This window comes from Streptomyces sp. Ag109_O5-1, from assembly GCF_003814875.1.
GTDB lineage: Bacteria > Actinomycetota > Actinomycetes > Streptomycetales > Streptomycetaceae > Streptomyces > Streptomyces sasae.
This window is the reverse complement of record NZ_RKQF01000001.1, coordinates 2203799-2218739: the sequence shown is the minus strand read 5'-3', so window position 1 is coordinate 2218739 and position 14941 is coordinate 2203799. Positions and strand designations below refer to the sequence as shown.

Sequence of the window (14941 nt, the reverse complement as noted above, 5' to 3'; positions counted from 1 at the left end):
CGGGGGCCCGCGGCTTCGCGCTGCGCCCCTGGGCGTGCATGCCCTGGTGCGTGCCCGGGCTGGCTGCCTCGGGTCAGCGGCGGACGCGCAGGGCGCCCTTGGGAGTACGGGGCATGCGAGCAACGGGGGCGGCGGTTGGGTGGGGTGCTGGTTCGGCTGGGACGGCGGGCGCCTGCTCGGGCCCTTCTGGCGCGCTGCGCTGTGCAGGAGGGTCGTCGTAGCGCGTGAGGATGCGGGCGATAGCGGCAGCCGCGTTGCGGTCCTGGGAGTGCAAGTCTCGCTCCCAGAACTCGTACGGCGTGCCGCGCCGTCGCTCGAACTCGCCCATGTATCCGAGGTCTCCCCACTCGGCACCGTCCGGGTAGTTCGACAGGCACGTCCAGCCGTAGCCGTTCAGGTTCTCCGGGTGGATCTCGGTGACGACCAGGTGGCCCCATGGCGAGTGGTAGACGACGCACGGCGCCTGTTCGGCCGGGAGGCGGGGTTCGCGGGGGGGCGAGGGAGCGCAGCACGCTCGCGCCGGGGTAGAAGGGGTGGCCGCGCAGGGTGCGCTGCGACTCGAACAGCGGCATGTCGGAGAGGGGGTGGAACTTCGGGATACGCAGTCGCATGGGATGTGCTCCGTTCGGGGCGGGCCCGGGACCCGGGGCGTGCGGCCCCGGGCCGGGCGGGCATGGTCAGTAGCGGAGGGGTATCGGGGTGAGGCCGTTACGGGCGGCCAAGTCCTCGGCGGGTGTCCTGCACCGCCCCGGGGCCACACCGCGTCAACCGCGAGCGTGGCTCGGGTGGCGGAGCACGAACAGGGCCTTCGCCTGGTCGGTGGTGGAGCGAACGAGCCGGGTGAAGTTCTCCCCGCCCCACACCGTCCACCGGTCGCCGCCGATCTGCGGTGACCACGTGAGCGCGTACCGTTCACCGTCGGACGTGGTGACGTCCCACCATCCGCGCTGCGTGCGCGCCGTGACGGTGGCGCCGTCGATAGCCGGAATCTCCGGACGCGGACCGTAGCGGCGCTCTACGTACGACAGGTAGTCGGCCGTCGGCTCGATCGCGATACGCCACCGGCGCCGGGAGGCGTCCGCCCCTACCTCCGTCCACGTCCAGCCGAGCACGGGACGAAAACCTGTCTTCACCAGCGCACGGGCTGCCGCTGCCTCCGCGTCGTCCTGGCGGACGTCGTGGCGGATGTCCAGCCGGATTACGTGCGCCGTGGCGCACAAAGTGCCGGACTCGTCGAGCAGTCACACCACCGTTTCCCGGGTGCCCCGGTTCCGTACCAGCTCCGCTGTCACCGGCCGCGTGCGCTCCTCCGCCCGCCGGTCGCGCTCCAGTGCCTCAGCCTCCGTCCACTCCCGCCGGCCGGTGTCGTCCGTGGCGGGTCGGTGAGCCGCGGGGTGTTCGTCCTGCGTGGTCATGTCGTGGTGTTCCTCTCCGTGGGGTTGGGGCCGTGCTCCGGATGGGGTGGCCCGGTGCTCCCCAGCCCGACTCGATCGGGCCGCACACCATCTGTGGTGGGGGCTGCGGTGCCTAGAAGGGGGGTTCGTCATGGCTGCGGGCACGGGCGGTGTGAAGCCGGTTGTTCGCCTCGGCCAACCTCTCGCCGTCCGCGACCTCGAACGCGCTCCGGTCGACGGTGTGACCGCACCCCCACGCCGTGCACACGTAGACCGGGCCTGTGCTCGCGTACAGGCCGGGCACGGGCGTGTAACCGCCGTAGTGGCACTCGGAGCAGATGTGCGGCGTGAACACCTCATGCCCGATGAACAGCTCGCCCGTGTGGCGCTGTTCAGCGATCCGGGCCCGCGCCCGGCCCCGCTGGATGCATGCCTTGTCCTCACACGCCAGGCTGCCGGTGATCCCGTCGGTGGAACCGTCGTACAGGGTCACGGTGCCGGTGTCCTCGCACGAGCCGCAGAACGGGGTGCCCTCCGTGGCGTGTTCGAGCATCGCGAGCGCCACCCAGTCAGCCGGTGAGAATTCGAGGTAGCGCACCAGGGCGCCCAGGGTGCCCGGCTCGACACCTTCGGGCCGTCCGTGGCACGTGTGGCGGCGGGCTTTGTGATCGGTGACGACGTACCAGCGGATCCGGTCACGCACCGGAAGGCCGTTGCCCTCCAGCCGGTGACCGGTCTCGATGAACAGGGACTGTCCGGCGGTTTGGCCGTCCACGCCCTCACGCGCCTTTCCGGCCGAGTGGGGGCCGTCGAGTCCGAGGACGTCACCGGCCGCGTTGAATGCGTGGACGGTGTAGCCGTTGGGCTTGGTCTTGCTGGTCATCGTGCGGGTTCCTCTCACTCGGGGGACTGTCCGGTCGGTCTCCGGGCGGGTGGTGGAGACCGGGTGCGGCGGCCGTGCCCCGGCCGGTTTCGTGGCCGGGGCACGGCCGCCGCAGGGCGGGTCAGTCGCCCTTGCGGAGTTCGCGGATGATGTCGGCGACGCGGGCGGCGATGTCGGCGAGACCGTCGCTGGGCCACACGCCGTAGATGTCGGTGCGGTGTGCCTCGGGGAGGGCCTCGACGCGCAGGACTCCGCTGTCGGAGACGGTAAGGGTGTACCAGTCGCGCTCGTCGCCTGCTTGGAGGAAGGCGCGCACGCCCCAGAAGCCGGAATCTACGGACCACTCGTCGCCGAGGAGATCGGCGGCGGCGCGGCCGATGTCGGAGACGGCGAACGGGAACTCGGTTCCGGGCGCGGGGTGGTAGTGGCCCGCTTCGTCGCGCAAGAGGGTGACGACGTACGCCTTCTCGTACGCCACGATGGCGTCCAGGGCGACATGGCTCGCGATCCGGCGGTACTTACGGCGACGGGTGACCTGGGCGAAGCACACGGCGGTGATGGCCTCGTGAACCTGCTTGGCGGTGTCGGCCCAGATCGCGACGTGGTTGCGGTTCGCCGCGTACTCCCGCATGACGGTGAGGCGCATGGCGAGCAGGGGGGCCACCCGTCTGGGGAAGGCGGAGTATCCGCTGAACGCGGCGCGCGCCTCGATGGCGTGCGGGGCGGTGGTGATTCGCATGATGGAGTCCTTTCGAAGCAGGCCGGTTACTCCCCGGCCCGAAGCAGTGGGGCGCGTGACGGACGCTCTGAAGAGCGGAAGAGGGGGGAAGGGCGCCGGGCGCGCGGTGTTCCGGCCGGCTCGTGCGTCGACGACGTTCACGAGCGAGCTCGCGCGTGGGAGCAGCCGCGCATCCCGGCGATTCGAGGGATCCCGGCTCGCTGGCCGGGCGCCGCTCAGTCCATGCTCAGCGGCTTGTGCGGCTCGTTCCGCTCCCAGTCCTCTGTGACGTCACGGCCGTCGCGCATGACGTTGATCGACATGCCGTACGGGTGGATCACACCCTCGCGGGCCGTCTCCTCGCCGTACTTCTCGACGTCACGCTTGACGGCGGCGGTCAGCGCCTCGTAGGCGTCGTGGTAGTCGTCGAACGGCTGGATGTCGCCGTTCTCGCACACCAACAGGAACTCGGTCTGCTCGGCGTCTTCGGTGTCCTCGGCCAAGGTGATCTCCTCGGTGGTCGTGGGTTCCGGGGGCCTTGCCCCGCCCCCTCTCGATATAGGTAAATCTATCTTTCTTGGGTGAGGTGGTCAACGCGAAAGCCCGGCCCAACAGGGGTCATTCTCTGCGGATTTCGACCCGGGGGTGCAGCGCCGTTGGGGTGTGCGGAAGCTCGTGTTGCCGCACACGGCTACGGCGCCGAGCCGCCCCCGGTCCGGTGCCGGTGGATGCCCCCCTCCCATCCCGGCAAAGAAAAAACGGGGCCCGAACGGGAGGGGTGCAAGGACGCGGCGAAGCCCGTCCTTGCACCCCTCCCGCCGAGGGCCCCACACTCGATCGCCGGGATGCGAAGGCGAGAATGCCGACCGCGGTCTGTCCGATCGGGGACGCGATGGTCGGCGGGGTCAAGCGGGAGGGGCGAGGAACTCGGCGATGGCCGTTTCGCTGTAGTACGGCGTATCGGCCACCGTGATGACGGGGGCGGGGGCGCTCTTGCGTTTGAGGAAGGTCTTCACCCTCTCGCGGCGTTGCTCGGGCGTGAGCACGGCGGGCGCCGTGGGCAGCCGTTCGGCGATCTGGCTGCGAGAGATCAGGCCACGCTCGGGGAGAACCTTCTCAGCGGCCTGCCGCAGGTAGCGGGCCGCGACGTCGGCGCTCACCCCGAGTTCCTCGGCCAGCGTACGGCTGGTCAGGGACTCGCCGTCGTCGAGCGCTGTGTTCAGGCGCCTGACGACCTCCTTGCGGCGGGTGTCTTTGATGCCGGACTCGGCCGCGATCTCGGCGGGCCGGGGGCCGGTGTATCCCGGACGGGTGGTGTCGTACCAGAGGAACCAGGCGGAGACCTCTCCGGCGTCACACATGTGGTCGAACTCGTCGCGCGGTGGAAACGGGCGCTCGGGGTGCTCTCGGTAGTCGGCGGCGAGCACCCGCACGGCGGTCGGCGTCACGCCGCGAAGACGCGCCATGTCAACCCAGCGCCACCGTTCCCCGGGTGCGTGCGGCATGCGATGGGGTTCCGCGGCGAGCCGAGGACCGGGGCTCGCTTCCGGCGCCCGCTCGTCGGCACCGAAGAGCTGCTTGCGCACCCACTGCGCGCCCTCGTCAAAGGGAAAGAGCTGGACTCGCCGCGCACCGGTCCGAGCTGTGTCAGCGAACTTCGGGTCGGCGTCCAGCCAGTTCCGGACCGTCTTCTCAGCGACGCCGGCGAGGTGCGCGAAGTCCTTGCGCGTGAGCTCCGGCGCCTCGCGCCGCAGCTGCGCGAGGCGCTGCTCGAACTGTTCTCTGGTCGTGGTCATCGTGGCTCATCCTGTCTCATGCAAGGCCCTACACTGTCGGATACCTCAGGGGTGGTGCCTTGGTGCTGCGCTTGTGGGTTCCAGGGGCCGGCGGCTTTGCCCAAGTCAGCACACTTCGGTGGTGCTGGTACGGACTTCGTCCGTGTCGTCGGCCCCGCTTTCGCCTCCGGGGGCCTCGGCGGTTGTCTGGCGCGAGGCGAACCAGTCGGCGACGGCCTTCGCGCACGCGGCGGCGTGGGCCGTGAGGTCCCCTCCGGGCTGTGCCTCATAGACCATCTCGATTTCGCAGTAGTCCGAGCCGTCGTAACCCTCGTACGCCCTGGCGTACAAGCCGCCCGAGTACTGGGCAACCGGGCCGCTGACGTAGCCGGGGGCGCAGAGAATGATGTGCTCGCTGTCCAGTGCTTTGTCCTGGGAAAGATGCGGCGGGTGGGCGACGACGAAGCCCTCTCCGAGATCCACGAACCCAGGGACTTCAAGGACGGCCAGGGCGTGCAGCAGCACGGCGGCGACGGGAATGGCGGCAAGGTCGTTCATGGGAGGCATGCCTTTCGAAGTGGGAGGGATTGCGTGCCGAGAGGGAAGGCAGCGGTCACGCCGTCCGGCTTGACCGGTCGGGAGCGGTCAGCGGGGTCCGGTGTCAGCGGGGCAGAGGACGCCGATGCTGATCGCGAGAGCCTCCACGTCGGCGTCCGTAGAGGGACCTGCCTTGGCTTGGCGCCTGGGCCGGGAGGCGACCAGGCGCAACCCGGCCGGGGCGACCAGACGAATGGCCTGGCGTGCCGCCCGCTCGAAGTCCGCGCCCGAGTCGGCTGGAGTGCTCGCGGTGATGGTCATGGGAAGACTCCGCTCGGGGCCGTTCCTGGTGGGCGGGATGTTTCGCCCGCCCACCAGGAACGGCGTGGGTTCCGGGGTCCGCCGTTCGGCTTGCCCTGCCGGACGGTGGACGAGAAGGGTTCGGTCAGCGCGGGGAGGAATCGCTCCAGGCGCTTCCGGGGCGCTCCGGGCGGGGCCGGAGGAGCTCGTTGCGTCGCTCGGCGTAGGCGGCGACGTCCTCGGTGTGCAGGACCGTACGGTCGAGCTGGTTCTCCTGTACGTGCCACATGCCGTCACCTTCGTCACCGTGCGGCCGGAAGCCGACGATGAGCTTCTGCTCTTCCAGGGTGGCCAGGACGATGCGCGCCTCCTGTTCGGCGCGCGGGAGCTGCTCGAACTTCAGCTGGTTCCAGTCGGCCACGAAGAAGCGCACTCCGTTGGCGAAGACGTCGCTGGAGCTGAGGTTCAGCCGCTCGGAGCACAGCAGCAGATCGGCCAGGAAACGGGCGATGACCTCGCTTACGTCGGAGGGGGCCATGGCGGCAAGTTCGTCCGTGTTGATGAACCGGCCGAAGTCGAATGGCTCGAAATCCCCGCGCAGATCCCAGATACGGCGCTGCAGGAGGTCGAAGTTGTAGAGGTTCCGGAGGTTCCAGTAGTGCAGGACGTCGACGATCACGGCGGAGATGGCGAATTTCAACTCGCTGCGGTAGATGGGATTGGTGCGAAGTTCCTCCCACCCGGCCGACCACTTGATTCGGCCGAAGACCAAGACGGCGCGCATGCCACGGACTGCGGGGTCCTGGTTGAAGACAGCGCCGACACACGAGGTGTCGAGGTATTCCCGCACAGCGGCTTCGCCGCGGTGGGTGCGGGTCTTGATGCGGGAACTGGTGTCCATGATCGATTGCCTTTCGAGTGCGGCCGGATGGCAGCTCGCCGGCTGGGGGATGTGGTGGTCTGAGACCGGGGTGCGCAGGTGTCCGCGCCCCAGAGTCATGAGGTGGTTCCAACTGCGGTGCGCGGCTTGCCCTGCCGCGCACCGGAGGGGGCTGGGGTCGGTCCGTCAGTCGATGACGTCGGCCAGCGAGGCAAGGAGGTGTTGCAGCGTCTGCCGCTGATCCTCGTCTTCAGTGGCTTCCAGTTCCTCGGTCAGCGGGCCGAGGAGCTGTCGCAGCGTGCGCCGCAGGCCCTCGGCTCCGGCGGCTTCTTTCACGTACATGAAGAGGTCGGCGCAGGTGTCTCCGGCCAGTTCGGGGGCGCGTGAGGCGTTGAACGTGGCCCAGCCGTCGGGCGAGTCGGCCCACCCCGGCGCTATGACGTTGCCCGTGCCGTCGATCTTGGTGCCGTCCTCGCCGACCCAGCGGAGCGTGTAGGCGAGCAGGGCACGTCCGCGCTCCGCCGCCGTCGACTTGACCAGGGCGGAGTAGTCGGTGGGTGCCTCGATCGGGAGCGGTCCCGTGAAGTCCATGGCTGGTGGCCTTTCGCGATGGTGGATCCGGTGCCGGTGCCTGGGTGTGTTGTCAGGCGCCGGCCGGGAGCCGGGGCGTTCGCCCGTCACCGATTGACGGCCTGGAGAGGCCACACCGGGAAGAAGGCGCCCCGTTTCGACATGGGTAAATCTATGTTTCTTGGGGGGTGTGGTCAATGGTGTTTCGGCTCGCTGGGCCCCGGAATTGCGGGCGGCGCCGATGCCGGGTGGCCGACCCGGTCCCGTTGGCTCCGGGCGCAGTCTCGCCGCGGCCGGGTGTTGATGCCGGTCCGGTCAGCTCCGCGCCAATTCGATGATCCGCTTCAGGGTGAGGTTCTTCTTGAACGGCTTGCCCATGTGCTCCTCCGCTCCCGCGTATTCGTCGAAGATGTCACCGTTGACCCGCGCGGACTCGATCAGGTCCTGACGGCTCGCCAACGGGCAAGCCCGGCAGCTGAGCCGCCCCACCCGCTCGTAGGCAGGGTGGCAGGGGATGCCGTGGTCGACGTGGACCTTCCAGACCTCATCGATCTTGAGGTGATGGATCGGCAGCCAGGTCGTGACCTCGCGCAGCGTCTTCGCGGTCATCCGGTGCTGCTCGATGACCGGCTTCGCTGCGCGGGCACGGGATTCCTCGGCCCGCATGCCCATCGCGTACCCGGCCCGAATCGGGCGGCCGAGTCGCATGTCGGCGGCGAGTTCGTCGACGAAGACCCGCCCGACGGCGGTCTTCGTGTCACTCGTACAGAATCGCGCAAAGTAACCGGGCCAGTTCCCGTGGTCCATGATCCGGTCCCACAGGGACGGCCATCGCTGGCTGCGGCGGACGGCAAACGGCACGTCGTACAGGGCGGCATGGTCGCGGGCCACCTCAAGGGCGCCCGGCCACTCGATCAGGTGTCCGTTCGGCGTACGGCCGAGGTCGCAGTGAAGCACTTTGACCTTGTGCAGTTGGCCCGCCTGGTCGGCCTCTGTGCACACCGTGTGCACGAGGACGCCGCTGTCCTTCCCGCCGCTGTCGCCGACGACCACGACGTCGTGCCGGTCCCAGTCGAACTCGGCCGGCTCTGCGGGTGATGCCTCGGCTGGCGGGGTGAACAGTTCGAGCTGTGCACATCCGCTGCCGCACGGCCGGGTGGGCGTGAGGGGCTGTGTCACCTGAGGTCTCCCAAGGGTGAAGGGGTTCGGTAGAGAGCCCCGGCATGGGTGGAGCGCTGTCTCGCCGCATGCCCGGGGGGTGAAAGGGGAACTGCACGGATGCCCTGGCCAGTACGCCGGGCCAGGGGCATCCGGCTCGGGTCAGCGCGGCGGGATCTGGCCCGCGTACGCGGTGATGACTGCGTGCGCCGCCGCTTCGCTGAGGCGCAGAATCTCCAGGTTGCACACGGCGGTCATGTCCGGGCCGGACAGTTCCACCAGGGCGATCCCCTCCACCTGCCAGCGCCCGGACAACTCCGAGCTGTAGACCGGCGTGTCGGACGCCTCCTCGTCGTAACCCGGCATCGGGCGGCTGTCGGCCACGCCGAGCAGACCCGCGGTCTGCTCATCCAGCCACCGGGCGGCGTCGCCCTTGAAGTCGCTCGGGTCGTGGAAGGCGGCCAACTCGCTGTCCGGGGCGCTGCTCACGGCGGCGAGGACGATGGGCGCCAAGGCGAGCGGCAGGAGCGTGAACCGGAGGTTGTGCCCGTTGCGGTAGTAGGCGTTCGACCACCTGACGGAGGTGGCGGCGTGGGTGAACGTGACGTCCACCCACGGCGACTCGGTGGGGCGGCAACGGGTCACCTGGGGGCGGATGCCCCGGGTGAGCAGGAGCCGGACCGCCATTTGGGCCGTGCGGGCGTGCTGGACGGTGCGGGCAGTACGAGCGATGCGTTCGCGGGCGTCGTGCTGGGGGTCCGGGAAGACCATGCGGTGCTCCTTCGGCTTGTGGGCGCCGGGCCCGGTTTGCCCTCCGGGCCCGGCTGAAAGGGGAGGTGGGGCCGCCGCTGGGGCGGCCCCACGGGTATTTACAGAACGGCGGCCACGCGCACGCCGAGCCACTGGGCGACGTTGCAGCTCACCGCGTTTCCCGCCTGGACCGTCCGGGCGGCTTCGCTGGGGCCCTTGACGATGTAGGCGCGCGGGAACCTTTGGGCGTTCATCTGTTCGCGCCACTTCAGCATCCGGAAGTAGCAGTCCTCGACCGTTGCGGCCTGCCGCAGCAGACCGGCCGAGTCGTGCGTGGAGAGGGTGTGCAGCGGCTCGGACGTCGGCTTGGCCTTCGCACCCTTGCGGTACGGGATGACCAGCCCATGGTGGTTGCCACCTGCCACGACCGAGGCCAGCGGCCGGTCGATCTTCCGCGCCTTGCCGTGGTTGCGGAGCTCGATGACGAACGGCGGAGCCGCGAGATCCGGTGACGACGTGGCGTACGGGGAGACCCCGGGCGGAAGGAGCAGGCCTTCCCCGATCTTCGCGCACCGGGACGGCAGTGGGGCCAAGTCCGGCCGGAACGCGCGGCCATCGTGACCGCTGTGGTTCACGGTCACCAGCGAGGGGCTCGCGGGGAACATCTCCAGCCCCGCCTCAATGCGAGCAATGGTGCTCTCGGCCAGCGGATCAAGCCCGTGCTCGTGACGGTCGGCGATCCGAACGCCCTGGTCCTCCCAGTTGATGATGGAGGACGCGGGCTGAACGTACGGCTCGACGATCCCGTGACCGCAGGGGCACGTGTAGTCGTACTGCACGCCGTACTTGCCGACTCCGCTCCGCCGGGGCTTCTGGCCCTTGCGGGGCTTACGGGGCTTGCGCCAGGTCTGCACCGCCTGCACGTCCTCGTCGCAGACCTCGCAGAACGCCAGCGGCGTCGGCTTCACGTCCGGGAGACGGATTCCGACCTTGGTGAAAACGATGTACAGCCGATCGCGCCACTGCGGAGCGGGAATATTGAACTCGTCCCCGATGTGCGCCGACGAGACACAGACGATCTGGTAGTTATAGCCGAGCTGGACCATTCCGGCTAGCCACCAGTCAAACAATTCCCAGTCGGTCGCGAACTCGATGACGTTCTCGACCAATACGGCCTTGTAGCGATGGATGGTCACGGCGCGGATGACTTCGAAAGCCGTGGCCCGGGTCCGCTGGAATGCCTTGTCCGGAAGCGCCTTCCACTCTTCGTCATCCACTTGACCCTTGGTCCGGGGCCGTCCCCCGGCGGGACTTATCTCCGTACAGATGGGGCTCGCCCAAAGGATGTCTGTCCTGGGGAGACGCCTCATGTCGTAATACTCCATCTCGGCGCAGAGATGCTCGGCGTCGGGATGATTGGCGCAGTGTGTATCCACCGCGACTTGCCAATGATTGGCGGCGAGTTTGAGTTCGAGTCCTGCATTGACCAGGCCGGTACTGGAACCGCCCGCGCCCGCGTACATATCGGTGAAGGTGATACTCAAGTGCTCTTCCTGCTTACGGGTTCCTGAGCGCTTCGGGCCCGGTTTGCCCTCCGGGCCCGAAGCGGGGAAAAGACTGCGGGGCGGTTACTCGCCGTAGATGTGGGACGTGAGCCAGACTGCGGTTTCGATGACGTTCTCGACCGTGACCACCTGAAGGCGGCTGGTCTGCGCTTCGCGGATCAGGTCCCAGGTGGAGGAGGTGCCGAGTTCGACTGCCAGGCGACGGGCGATGCGGGAACGGGGGTCCTCGGCCCGCGCGGAGTGGCACAGGCCCGATGTGCTCCTGGTCGGCGGGCAGGGCGGGGACACCCACAGCAACGGCATCGGCCGGTGGTGGTCGGGGAGTTCGAGCGGCTCGGGGTCGCTGGAGTAGCGGGCGAGTGCCAGAGGCCAGTGGTTGTGTGCCGGGGGAATTCGGTCGGCCATGTGTCCATCCGTGGTTGTGGGTTCGAGGGCGCCGGGCCCGGTTGCCCTCCGGGCCCGGCAGGTTGGGAGTGCGTCGGCTGCTAGCCGCCGTAGGTCTCGATGACCCGCTTCTCGACGGTGAGGAGGCGGCAGAGGCGGGTCACGACCTCGGCCGGGACGTCGATGGTGGCGCCGTTGTTGCCGTCGGCGTCCATGACGGTCAGGAGGGCCCCACCCGGAACCGAGTAGCGGGTGCGGCGCAGTTCGGACAGGTCGGAGATGAGGCCGTAGAGCTTGTCCGGGCCGTCCGGCTCCTCGCTGTCGACCGGGGCGCCGAGCGGGTGGTGGCTGCCGTAGCGGGTGGCTGTCGCCTGGAGGTAGCGCTGGATCGCGCCGACCATCCTGAGGAGCTCGGAGCCGTGGTAGATGACCCCGATGTGCTCGTCGGGGCCCTCGTGTTGCACGTGCCAGTTCTTGACCTGGTCGGCCCGGCTGGGCAGGCCCTCGTCTCCCCCGATGGTCAGGTAGGTGGAGTCCGGGAGGCGGACGTGGATGAGGTGGCCGACCCCCTGGACGGGAACGATGTCAGCGTTCACGTTGTGTTCGCGCAGGGTGGCGAGGACGGGCGCGTACTGTGGGCCGATCTCGTCGGTCGAGTAGGCCATTCCGATCGCCCAGTGCACGAGCGGCTTCGGGTCGCTGGGCCAGGGGAGTTCACCGTGGGCGATGTTCGCGCCTTGCGGTGTCCGGCGCTGCCAGAGCAGGACGAGAGGAGAGGTGGGCTGGGGCTGGTGCCCGGGCCACACCGTCACCTGGTCTCCGGAGCTGGGCAGGGTGAACGTGACGGATTTGCCGTAGTTGTGGTTCGACTCGACCTGCGCGCCTTCACGGATGGCAACGGCAAGGTCGGTCATGGAAATGGGAATCTCGGGGTTGGTCACCTGAGTGACTCCATTCAGCTGTGTGGGTTCCTGGGGGCTTTGCCCTGCCCCCTCTGGAATTCCGATTCTTGATGTCACGTCAATGTTCTGCGGATTCCAATGAAGCGCTCTGTGGAGTTTTAAAAGATCGGCGACCGTGTTGGTCTATTTGCTGTCGATGTTCCTGGTGGGCGGCTTTCCGATTTTCATTTCCGCCCCCCTTCGACATAGGTAAATCTATGTTCCCTAAGGGGGTGGGTCAACCTCGCAACCCGGGTTTCGGATGGGAGATTGGAAGTAATTTCGGAGTGTCAGTCAGACCGCCGCGACAGGATTTAAGCGCGTGAAGCCCGCGGTCGGCTGCCGGGCGGCACGGAACGCGGCGCGGTGCCGTGGAGTGGCCCCCTCCCCCTTCCCGGCAAAAATAAAAAGGGGCCCGAACGGGAGGGGTGCAAGAACGCGGCGAAGCCCGTTCTTGCACCCCTCCCGCCGAGGGCCCCACACTCGGAAAGCCGGGAAGAGGAGATGTTCTGGCTCGCCGTGACGCCGAGCGGTGAAGCGGAGGGGAGGGGTCTGCGAGATCAGGCGGGGAGCAGAAGCTGTCGGCAGGTCTCCCGCCACACCTCCTCGAAGTTCTTCCTCTGCTTCTCGATCACACCGCTGGGTGCGACGACATGGAACTCCTCCACAGCGGGAAAGCGTGCACCGCGCGAGAGCGTCTGGCTGCGCACGTGGCCGAGCGGGTGCTGAAAGTCTTCCTCGACGTGCTCGCCGGCCTCCTCGGCGCGACGGCGCATCAGGCGGGTGACCTGCGCTCGGGTTCCGGTGATCACGACCTTGACAGACCGGCTCGCCTGCCCCTTGCGGGAAGAGTCCCGGCATGCGGGCTGCGGTTCGCGGCAGGCGGGTCCGTGCCACTGTGCGCACGGGGGTGTCCGCTTGCCCGTGTCCGGGTCGATGCAGCCGGGCCACGGGGAGCGGCAAGAGTCGCCGTGCCGTTGCTTGCAGCTGCCGGTGCGGGCCGGACGGAACACGCGGCGTATTCGGTACAGCGCCCACTCCGAGGAGGCGAGGCGGTCCTCCAGCGCCCGCAGCGCCGCGGTGTTGCTGTCCTCGGCGACACGCGTGTACAGCGTCTCCTTCGGGTAGAACGAGCCGTTCTCGTTCAGCGCCATCGACGTGTACTCCAGGGCCAGCACTTCGACAGCCTGCTCAAGGTGGTCTCGCAAGCGCCATATGCGCGGGCCGGGCAGAACAGGAACCTGAATAGACACAGAACGTGCAGTAGGACTTGGGCCACAGGAAACCGAATTCGGTGAACAACCGAGCCTCCACGATGTCACGGTCCCAGCTCTGCTCAATGAGCGGATATTCCACGGTGCAGATGGTCCGGCGCGCCTTGAGGTTTTCCTCCTGCTGGCATCCGTCGTACGTACGGGCACGCTTTTGTTCACGGGCGTGGTAGCCGACGACTTTCCGGAACGGCCTGTCGGGGAACTCGGCCAGCGCCCATTGGTCCAGCGGCCAGCCCTTGTATTTCAGCGAGCACGAATTCCCGCCCGCGGCCTGGACGACCGTGCCATTCAGTGAGAGTTCGTCCATGAGGGTCCAGCGGCCTCGTGGAATGAAGCGCTGTGGACTACGGGAGTCGGCAAGGATTTCCCAGCCGTCCGCTTCGTATGGGCCGCACCGAGCGACCTGAATGTACCTGACCTGGTGGCGACGGAGAAGGGGGAAGATATGGTCCTCGACGAGCCTGACGGTTTCCCTCCACTCCGAACCGACCGTCGCCGTGATCACGATCAGGTCGGAGAGGTCCGGCTCCAGGCCGTAGCCGGCCGGGTCGCGCAGCATTTCTATCAGGACGAGCGTCGAATCCGCCCCCAGGCCGTACGAAAGCACGGTCATCGGCTTCACGCTGGCCGCGGCGGGGGGCGGCTCCTGCCAAAGATCGAGTTGTATTTGCGGGCTGTTGGTACCCATGTGTGGACCTCGTGCCGATGGTGGGTTCCAGGGGGCCTTGCCCTGCCCCCTGCTGCGACGTAGGTGAATCTGTGCTCTGCCGAGCGCGGCCCCAGCGAGGTCGGCGTGCATCTCCGCGGGATGGGGCCGAACTGCCGCCCGAGGAAGCGCTGTTGCGTACGGGAGGCGCCGCCCGCGCGGGAGGCGGGCGGCGTCGTGGAGACCCGGCGACGTCGGAACGGGGCCGCCGAGATCTTCCCGGCCGACCGATGGCCGTCAGGAATGCGAAGCTCAGGCCGTCGGCGGGTGATCCGCGAGTCGTACGCTGCGGATCGTAATGCCGTTCCAGGCGTCGGCGTTGTCGCGGGACTTGAGGTCAGCCAGCAACCGCTTCGCAGCGACCGTACGGGCGTCCGCCTCGGTCGGAGCATCCTCGGCGGCTATCTCGTATTCCCACACGCTGTCGTCCCCGCCGTCTTCGGGGTGCTGGAGCTCGACCACCCACGTGCCGGTGGAGGAGAACACGACTCCTCCGTCGAGTGTGATCCGAACGGGTACGCCTCCAGGCCAGATCCGGAGGCCGCTCGCGGTGAGCCAGTCCAGCTCGACGACTACCTGCGCGACGCGGGCTTCGTCGATGTAGAAGGAGCAAGTTCCCCCTGCGATGGTGACGGAGGGGTGGCAGGGAGTCTCCGGGTCGCTGTAGTCCGCGCCGGAGAAGTGCGCTCCCAGGTTCAGCTCCTGGTAGAGCGCGGTGCCTTGTGTCTCGTCGTCTTCGAGCGTGGACAGGTAGTGGCGGATGGCCTCGGCGACGGCCCGGGCGAGATCCTCGCCGCTGCTCTGGGCGGGATGTCCGGTGAACCGGGCGATCTCGCCCGCCAAGGCGGCTTCCAGGACGAGGTGATGGAGGTCGTCGACATGGAGGGTGAACTCGTCGGTCTCGGGTGCGGTCAGGCTGCCGCGAACCTCCCAGGGGGAGCGTTCGGCCTTCCAGCCGCTGCCGAGGATCCCGGCGGCGAGCTGCGCGATGGCTGCGGGAGTATTCAAGGTCTGTCTGGGTCCTTCATTTCAGGCGGGAACGCGGGACGAGAAGGCGCCGTCGGCACCCGCGTCTCGCAGGCGGTAGAAGCCGACGGCCAGGCTCC

18 protein-coding genes are annotated in these 14941 nt (G+C 68.4%); all 18 read right to left on the bottom strand.

The features are described 5' to 3' along the window. Window positions 1-764: 764 nt before the first annotated feature. Window positions 765-1112, bottom strand: coding sequence for a hypothetical protein (locus EDD90_RS10030; protein ID WP_123972720.1), 348 nt, complete (start codon window positions 1110-1112; stop codon window positions 765-767). 129 nt (window positions 1113-1241) lie between these two features. Further along, entirely contained in the window at window positions 1242-1415 is a 174-nt protein-coding gene (locus EDD90_RS55235) for a hypothetical protein (protein ID WP_185149012.1), read from the bottom strand. A 112-nt stretch (window positions 1416-1527) separates the two neighbouring features. Beyond that, complete coding sequence (locus EDD90_RS10025) at window positions 1528-2277, bottom strand: hypothetical protein (protein WP_123972719.1); 750 nt, start codon at window positions 2275-2277, stop codon at window positions 1528-1530. Window positions 2278-2398: 121 nt separating this feature from the next. Continuing rightward, on the bottom strand, window positions 2399-3016 hold the full coding sequence (locus EDD90_RS10020) for a hypothetical protein (RefSeq protein WP_123972718.1): 618 nt from the start codon (window positions 3014-3016) through the stop codon (window positions 2399-2401). 215 nt (window positions 3017-3231) lie between these two features. Further along, complete coding sequence (locus EDD90_RS10015; RefSeq protein ID WP_123972717.1) at window positions 3232-3498, bottom strand: hypothetical protein; 267 nt, start codon at window positions 3496-3498, stop codon at window positions 3232-3234. Window positions 3499-3900: 402 nt separating this feature from the next. Beyond that, window positions 3901-4791, bottom strand: a complete 891-nt coding sequence (locus tag EDD90_RS10010; protein WP_123972716.1) for a hypothetical protein — start codon at window positions 4789-4791, stop codon at window positions 3901-3903. Window positions 4792-4896: 105 nt separating this feature from the next. Continuing rightward, the gene (locus tag EDD90_RS10005) at window positions 4897-5328 is read right to left on the bottom strand and encodes a hypothetical protein (protein WP_123972715.1); all 432 of its coding nucleotides are present in this window, start codon (window positions 5326-5328) and stop codon (window positions 4897-4899) included. 87 nt (window positions 5329-5415) lie between these two features. Further along, a complete protein-coding gene (locus EDD90_RS10000; RefSeq protein WP_123972714.1) occupies window positions 5416-5628 on the bottom strand; it encodes a hypothetical protein in 213 nt (70 codons plus the stop codon). Between the two features lie 124 nt (window positions 5629-5752). Further along, complete coding sequence (locus tag EDD90_RS09995; RefSeq protein ID WP_123972713.1) at window positions 5753-6508, bottom strand: hypothetical protein; 756 nt, start codon at window positions 6506-6508, stop codon at window positions 5753-5755. 165 nt (window positions 6509-6673) lie between these two features. After that, a complete protein-coding gene (locus EDD90_RS09990; RefSeq protein WP_123972712.1) occupies window positions 6674-7078 on the bottom strand; it encodes a hypothetical protein in 405 nt (134 codons plus the stop codon). A gap of 294 nt (window positions 7079-7372) precedes the next feature. Then, on the bottom strand, window positions 7373-8236 hold the full coding sequence (locus tag EDD90_RS09985; RefSeq protein WP_123972711.1) for a phosphoadenosine phosphosulfate reductase family protein: 864 nt from the start codon (window positions 8234-8236) through the stop codon (window positions 7373-7375). Window positions 8237-8377: 141 nt separating this feature from the next. Then, window positions 8378-8986: a hypothetical protein gene (locus tag EDD90_RS09980; RefSeq protein ID WP_123972710.1), complete on the bottom strand. Its 609-nt coding sequence runs from the start codon at window positions 8984-8986 to the stop codon at window positions 8378-8380. Between the two features lie 98 nt (window positions 8987-9084). After that, on the bottom strand, window positions 9085-10509 hold the full coding sequence (locus EDD90_RS09975) for a DNA cytosine methyltransferase (RefSeq protein WP_123972709.1): 1425 nt from the start codon (window positions 10507-10509) through the stop codon (window positions 9085-9087). A gap of 84 nt (window positions 10510-10593) precedes the next feature. Beyond that, window positions 10594-10935 carry a hypothetical protein gene (locus EDD90_RS09970; protein WP_123972708.1) on the bottom strand — a complete coding sequence of 114 codons (342 nt, stop codon included), beginning with the start codon at window positions 10933-10935 and terminating at the stop codon, window positions 10594-10596. 80 nt (window positions 10936-11015) lie between these two features. Beyond that, complete coding sequence (locus EDD90_RS09965) at window positions 11016-11855, bottom strand: hypothetical protein (RefSeq protein ID WP_123972707.1); 840 nt, start codon at window positions 11853-11855, stop codon at window positions 11016-11018. Between the two features lie 560 nt (window positions 11856-12415). Beyond that, a complete protein-coding gene (locus EDD90_RS09960) occupies window positions 12416-13063 on the bottom strand; it encodes a hypothetical protein (RefSeq protein WP_123972706.1) in 648 nt (215 codons plus the stop codon). Next, a complete protein-coding gene (locus EDD90_RS09955) occupies window positions 13047-13817 on the bottom strand; it encodes a hypothetical protein (RefSeq protein WP_123972705.1) in 771 nt (256 codons plus the stop codon). The genes EDD90_RS09960 and EDD90_RS09955 overlap by 17 nt, the downstream gene beginning before the upstream one ends. Before the next feature lie 270 nt (window positions 13818-14087). After that, the gene (locus EDD90_RS09950; protein WP_123972704.1) at window positions 14088-14843 is read right to left on the bottom strand and encodes a hypothetical protein; all 756 of its coding nucleotides are present in this window, start codon (window positions 14841-14843) and stop codon (window positions 14088-14090) included. Window positions 14844-14941 lie beyond the last annotated feature (98 nt).

What these genes read in the sequence shown, in the direction of transcription:
- EDD90_RS55235 (WP_185149012.1), bottom strand. Translation starts at nt 1,415, where the DNA reads ATGACCACGCAGGACGAACACCCCGCGGCTCACCGACCCGCCACGGAC.
- EDD90_RS10025 (WP_123972719.1), bottom strand. Translation starts at nt 2,277, where the DNA reads ATGACCAGCAAGACCAAGCCCAACGGCTACACCGTCCACGCATTCAAC.
- EDD90_RS10020 (WP_123972718.1), bottom strand. Translation starts at nt 3,016, where the DNA reads ATGCGAATCACCACCGCCCCGCACGCCATCGAGGCGCGCGCCGCGTTC.
- EDD90_RS10010 (WP_123972716.1), bottom strand. Translation starts at nt 4,791, where the DNA reads ATGACCACGACCAGAGAACAGTTCGAGCAGCGCCTCGCGCAGCTGCGG.
- EDD90_RS10005 (WP_123972715.1), bottom strand. Translation starts at nt 5,328, where the DNA reads ATGAACGACCTTGCCGCCATTCCCGTCGCCGCCGTGCTGCTGCACGCC.
- EDD90_RS10000 (WP_123972714.1), bottom strand. Translation starts at nt 5,628, where the DNA reads ATGACCATCACCGCGAGCACTCCAGCCGACTCGGGCGCGGACTTCGAG.
- EDD90_RS09995 (WP_123972713.1), bottom strand. Translation starts at nt 6,508, where the DNA reads ATGGACACCAGTTCCCGCATCAAGACCCGCACCCACCGCGGCGAAGCC.
- EDD90_RS09990 (WP_123972712.1), bottom strand. Translation starts at nt 7,078, where the DNA reads ATGGACTTCACGGGACCGCTCCCGATCGAGGCACCCACCGACTACTCC.
- EDD90_RS09980 (WP_123972710.1), bottom strand. Translation starts at nt 8,986, where the DNA reads ATGGTCTTCCCGGACCCCCAGCACGACGCCCGCGAACGCATCGCTCGT.
- EDD90_RS09970 (WP_123972708.1), bottom strand. Translation starts at nt 10,935, where the DNA reads ATGGCCGACCGAATTCCCCCGGCACACAACCACTGGCCTCTGGCACTC.
- EDD90_RS09955 (WP_123972705.1), bottom strand. Translation starts at nt 13,817, where the DNA reads ATGGGTACCAACAGCCCGCAAATACAACTCGATCTTTGGCAGGAGCCG.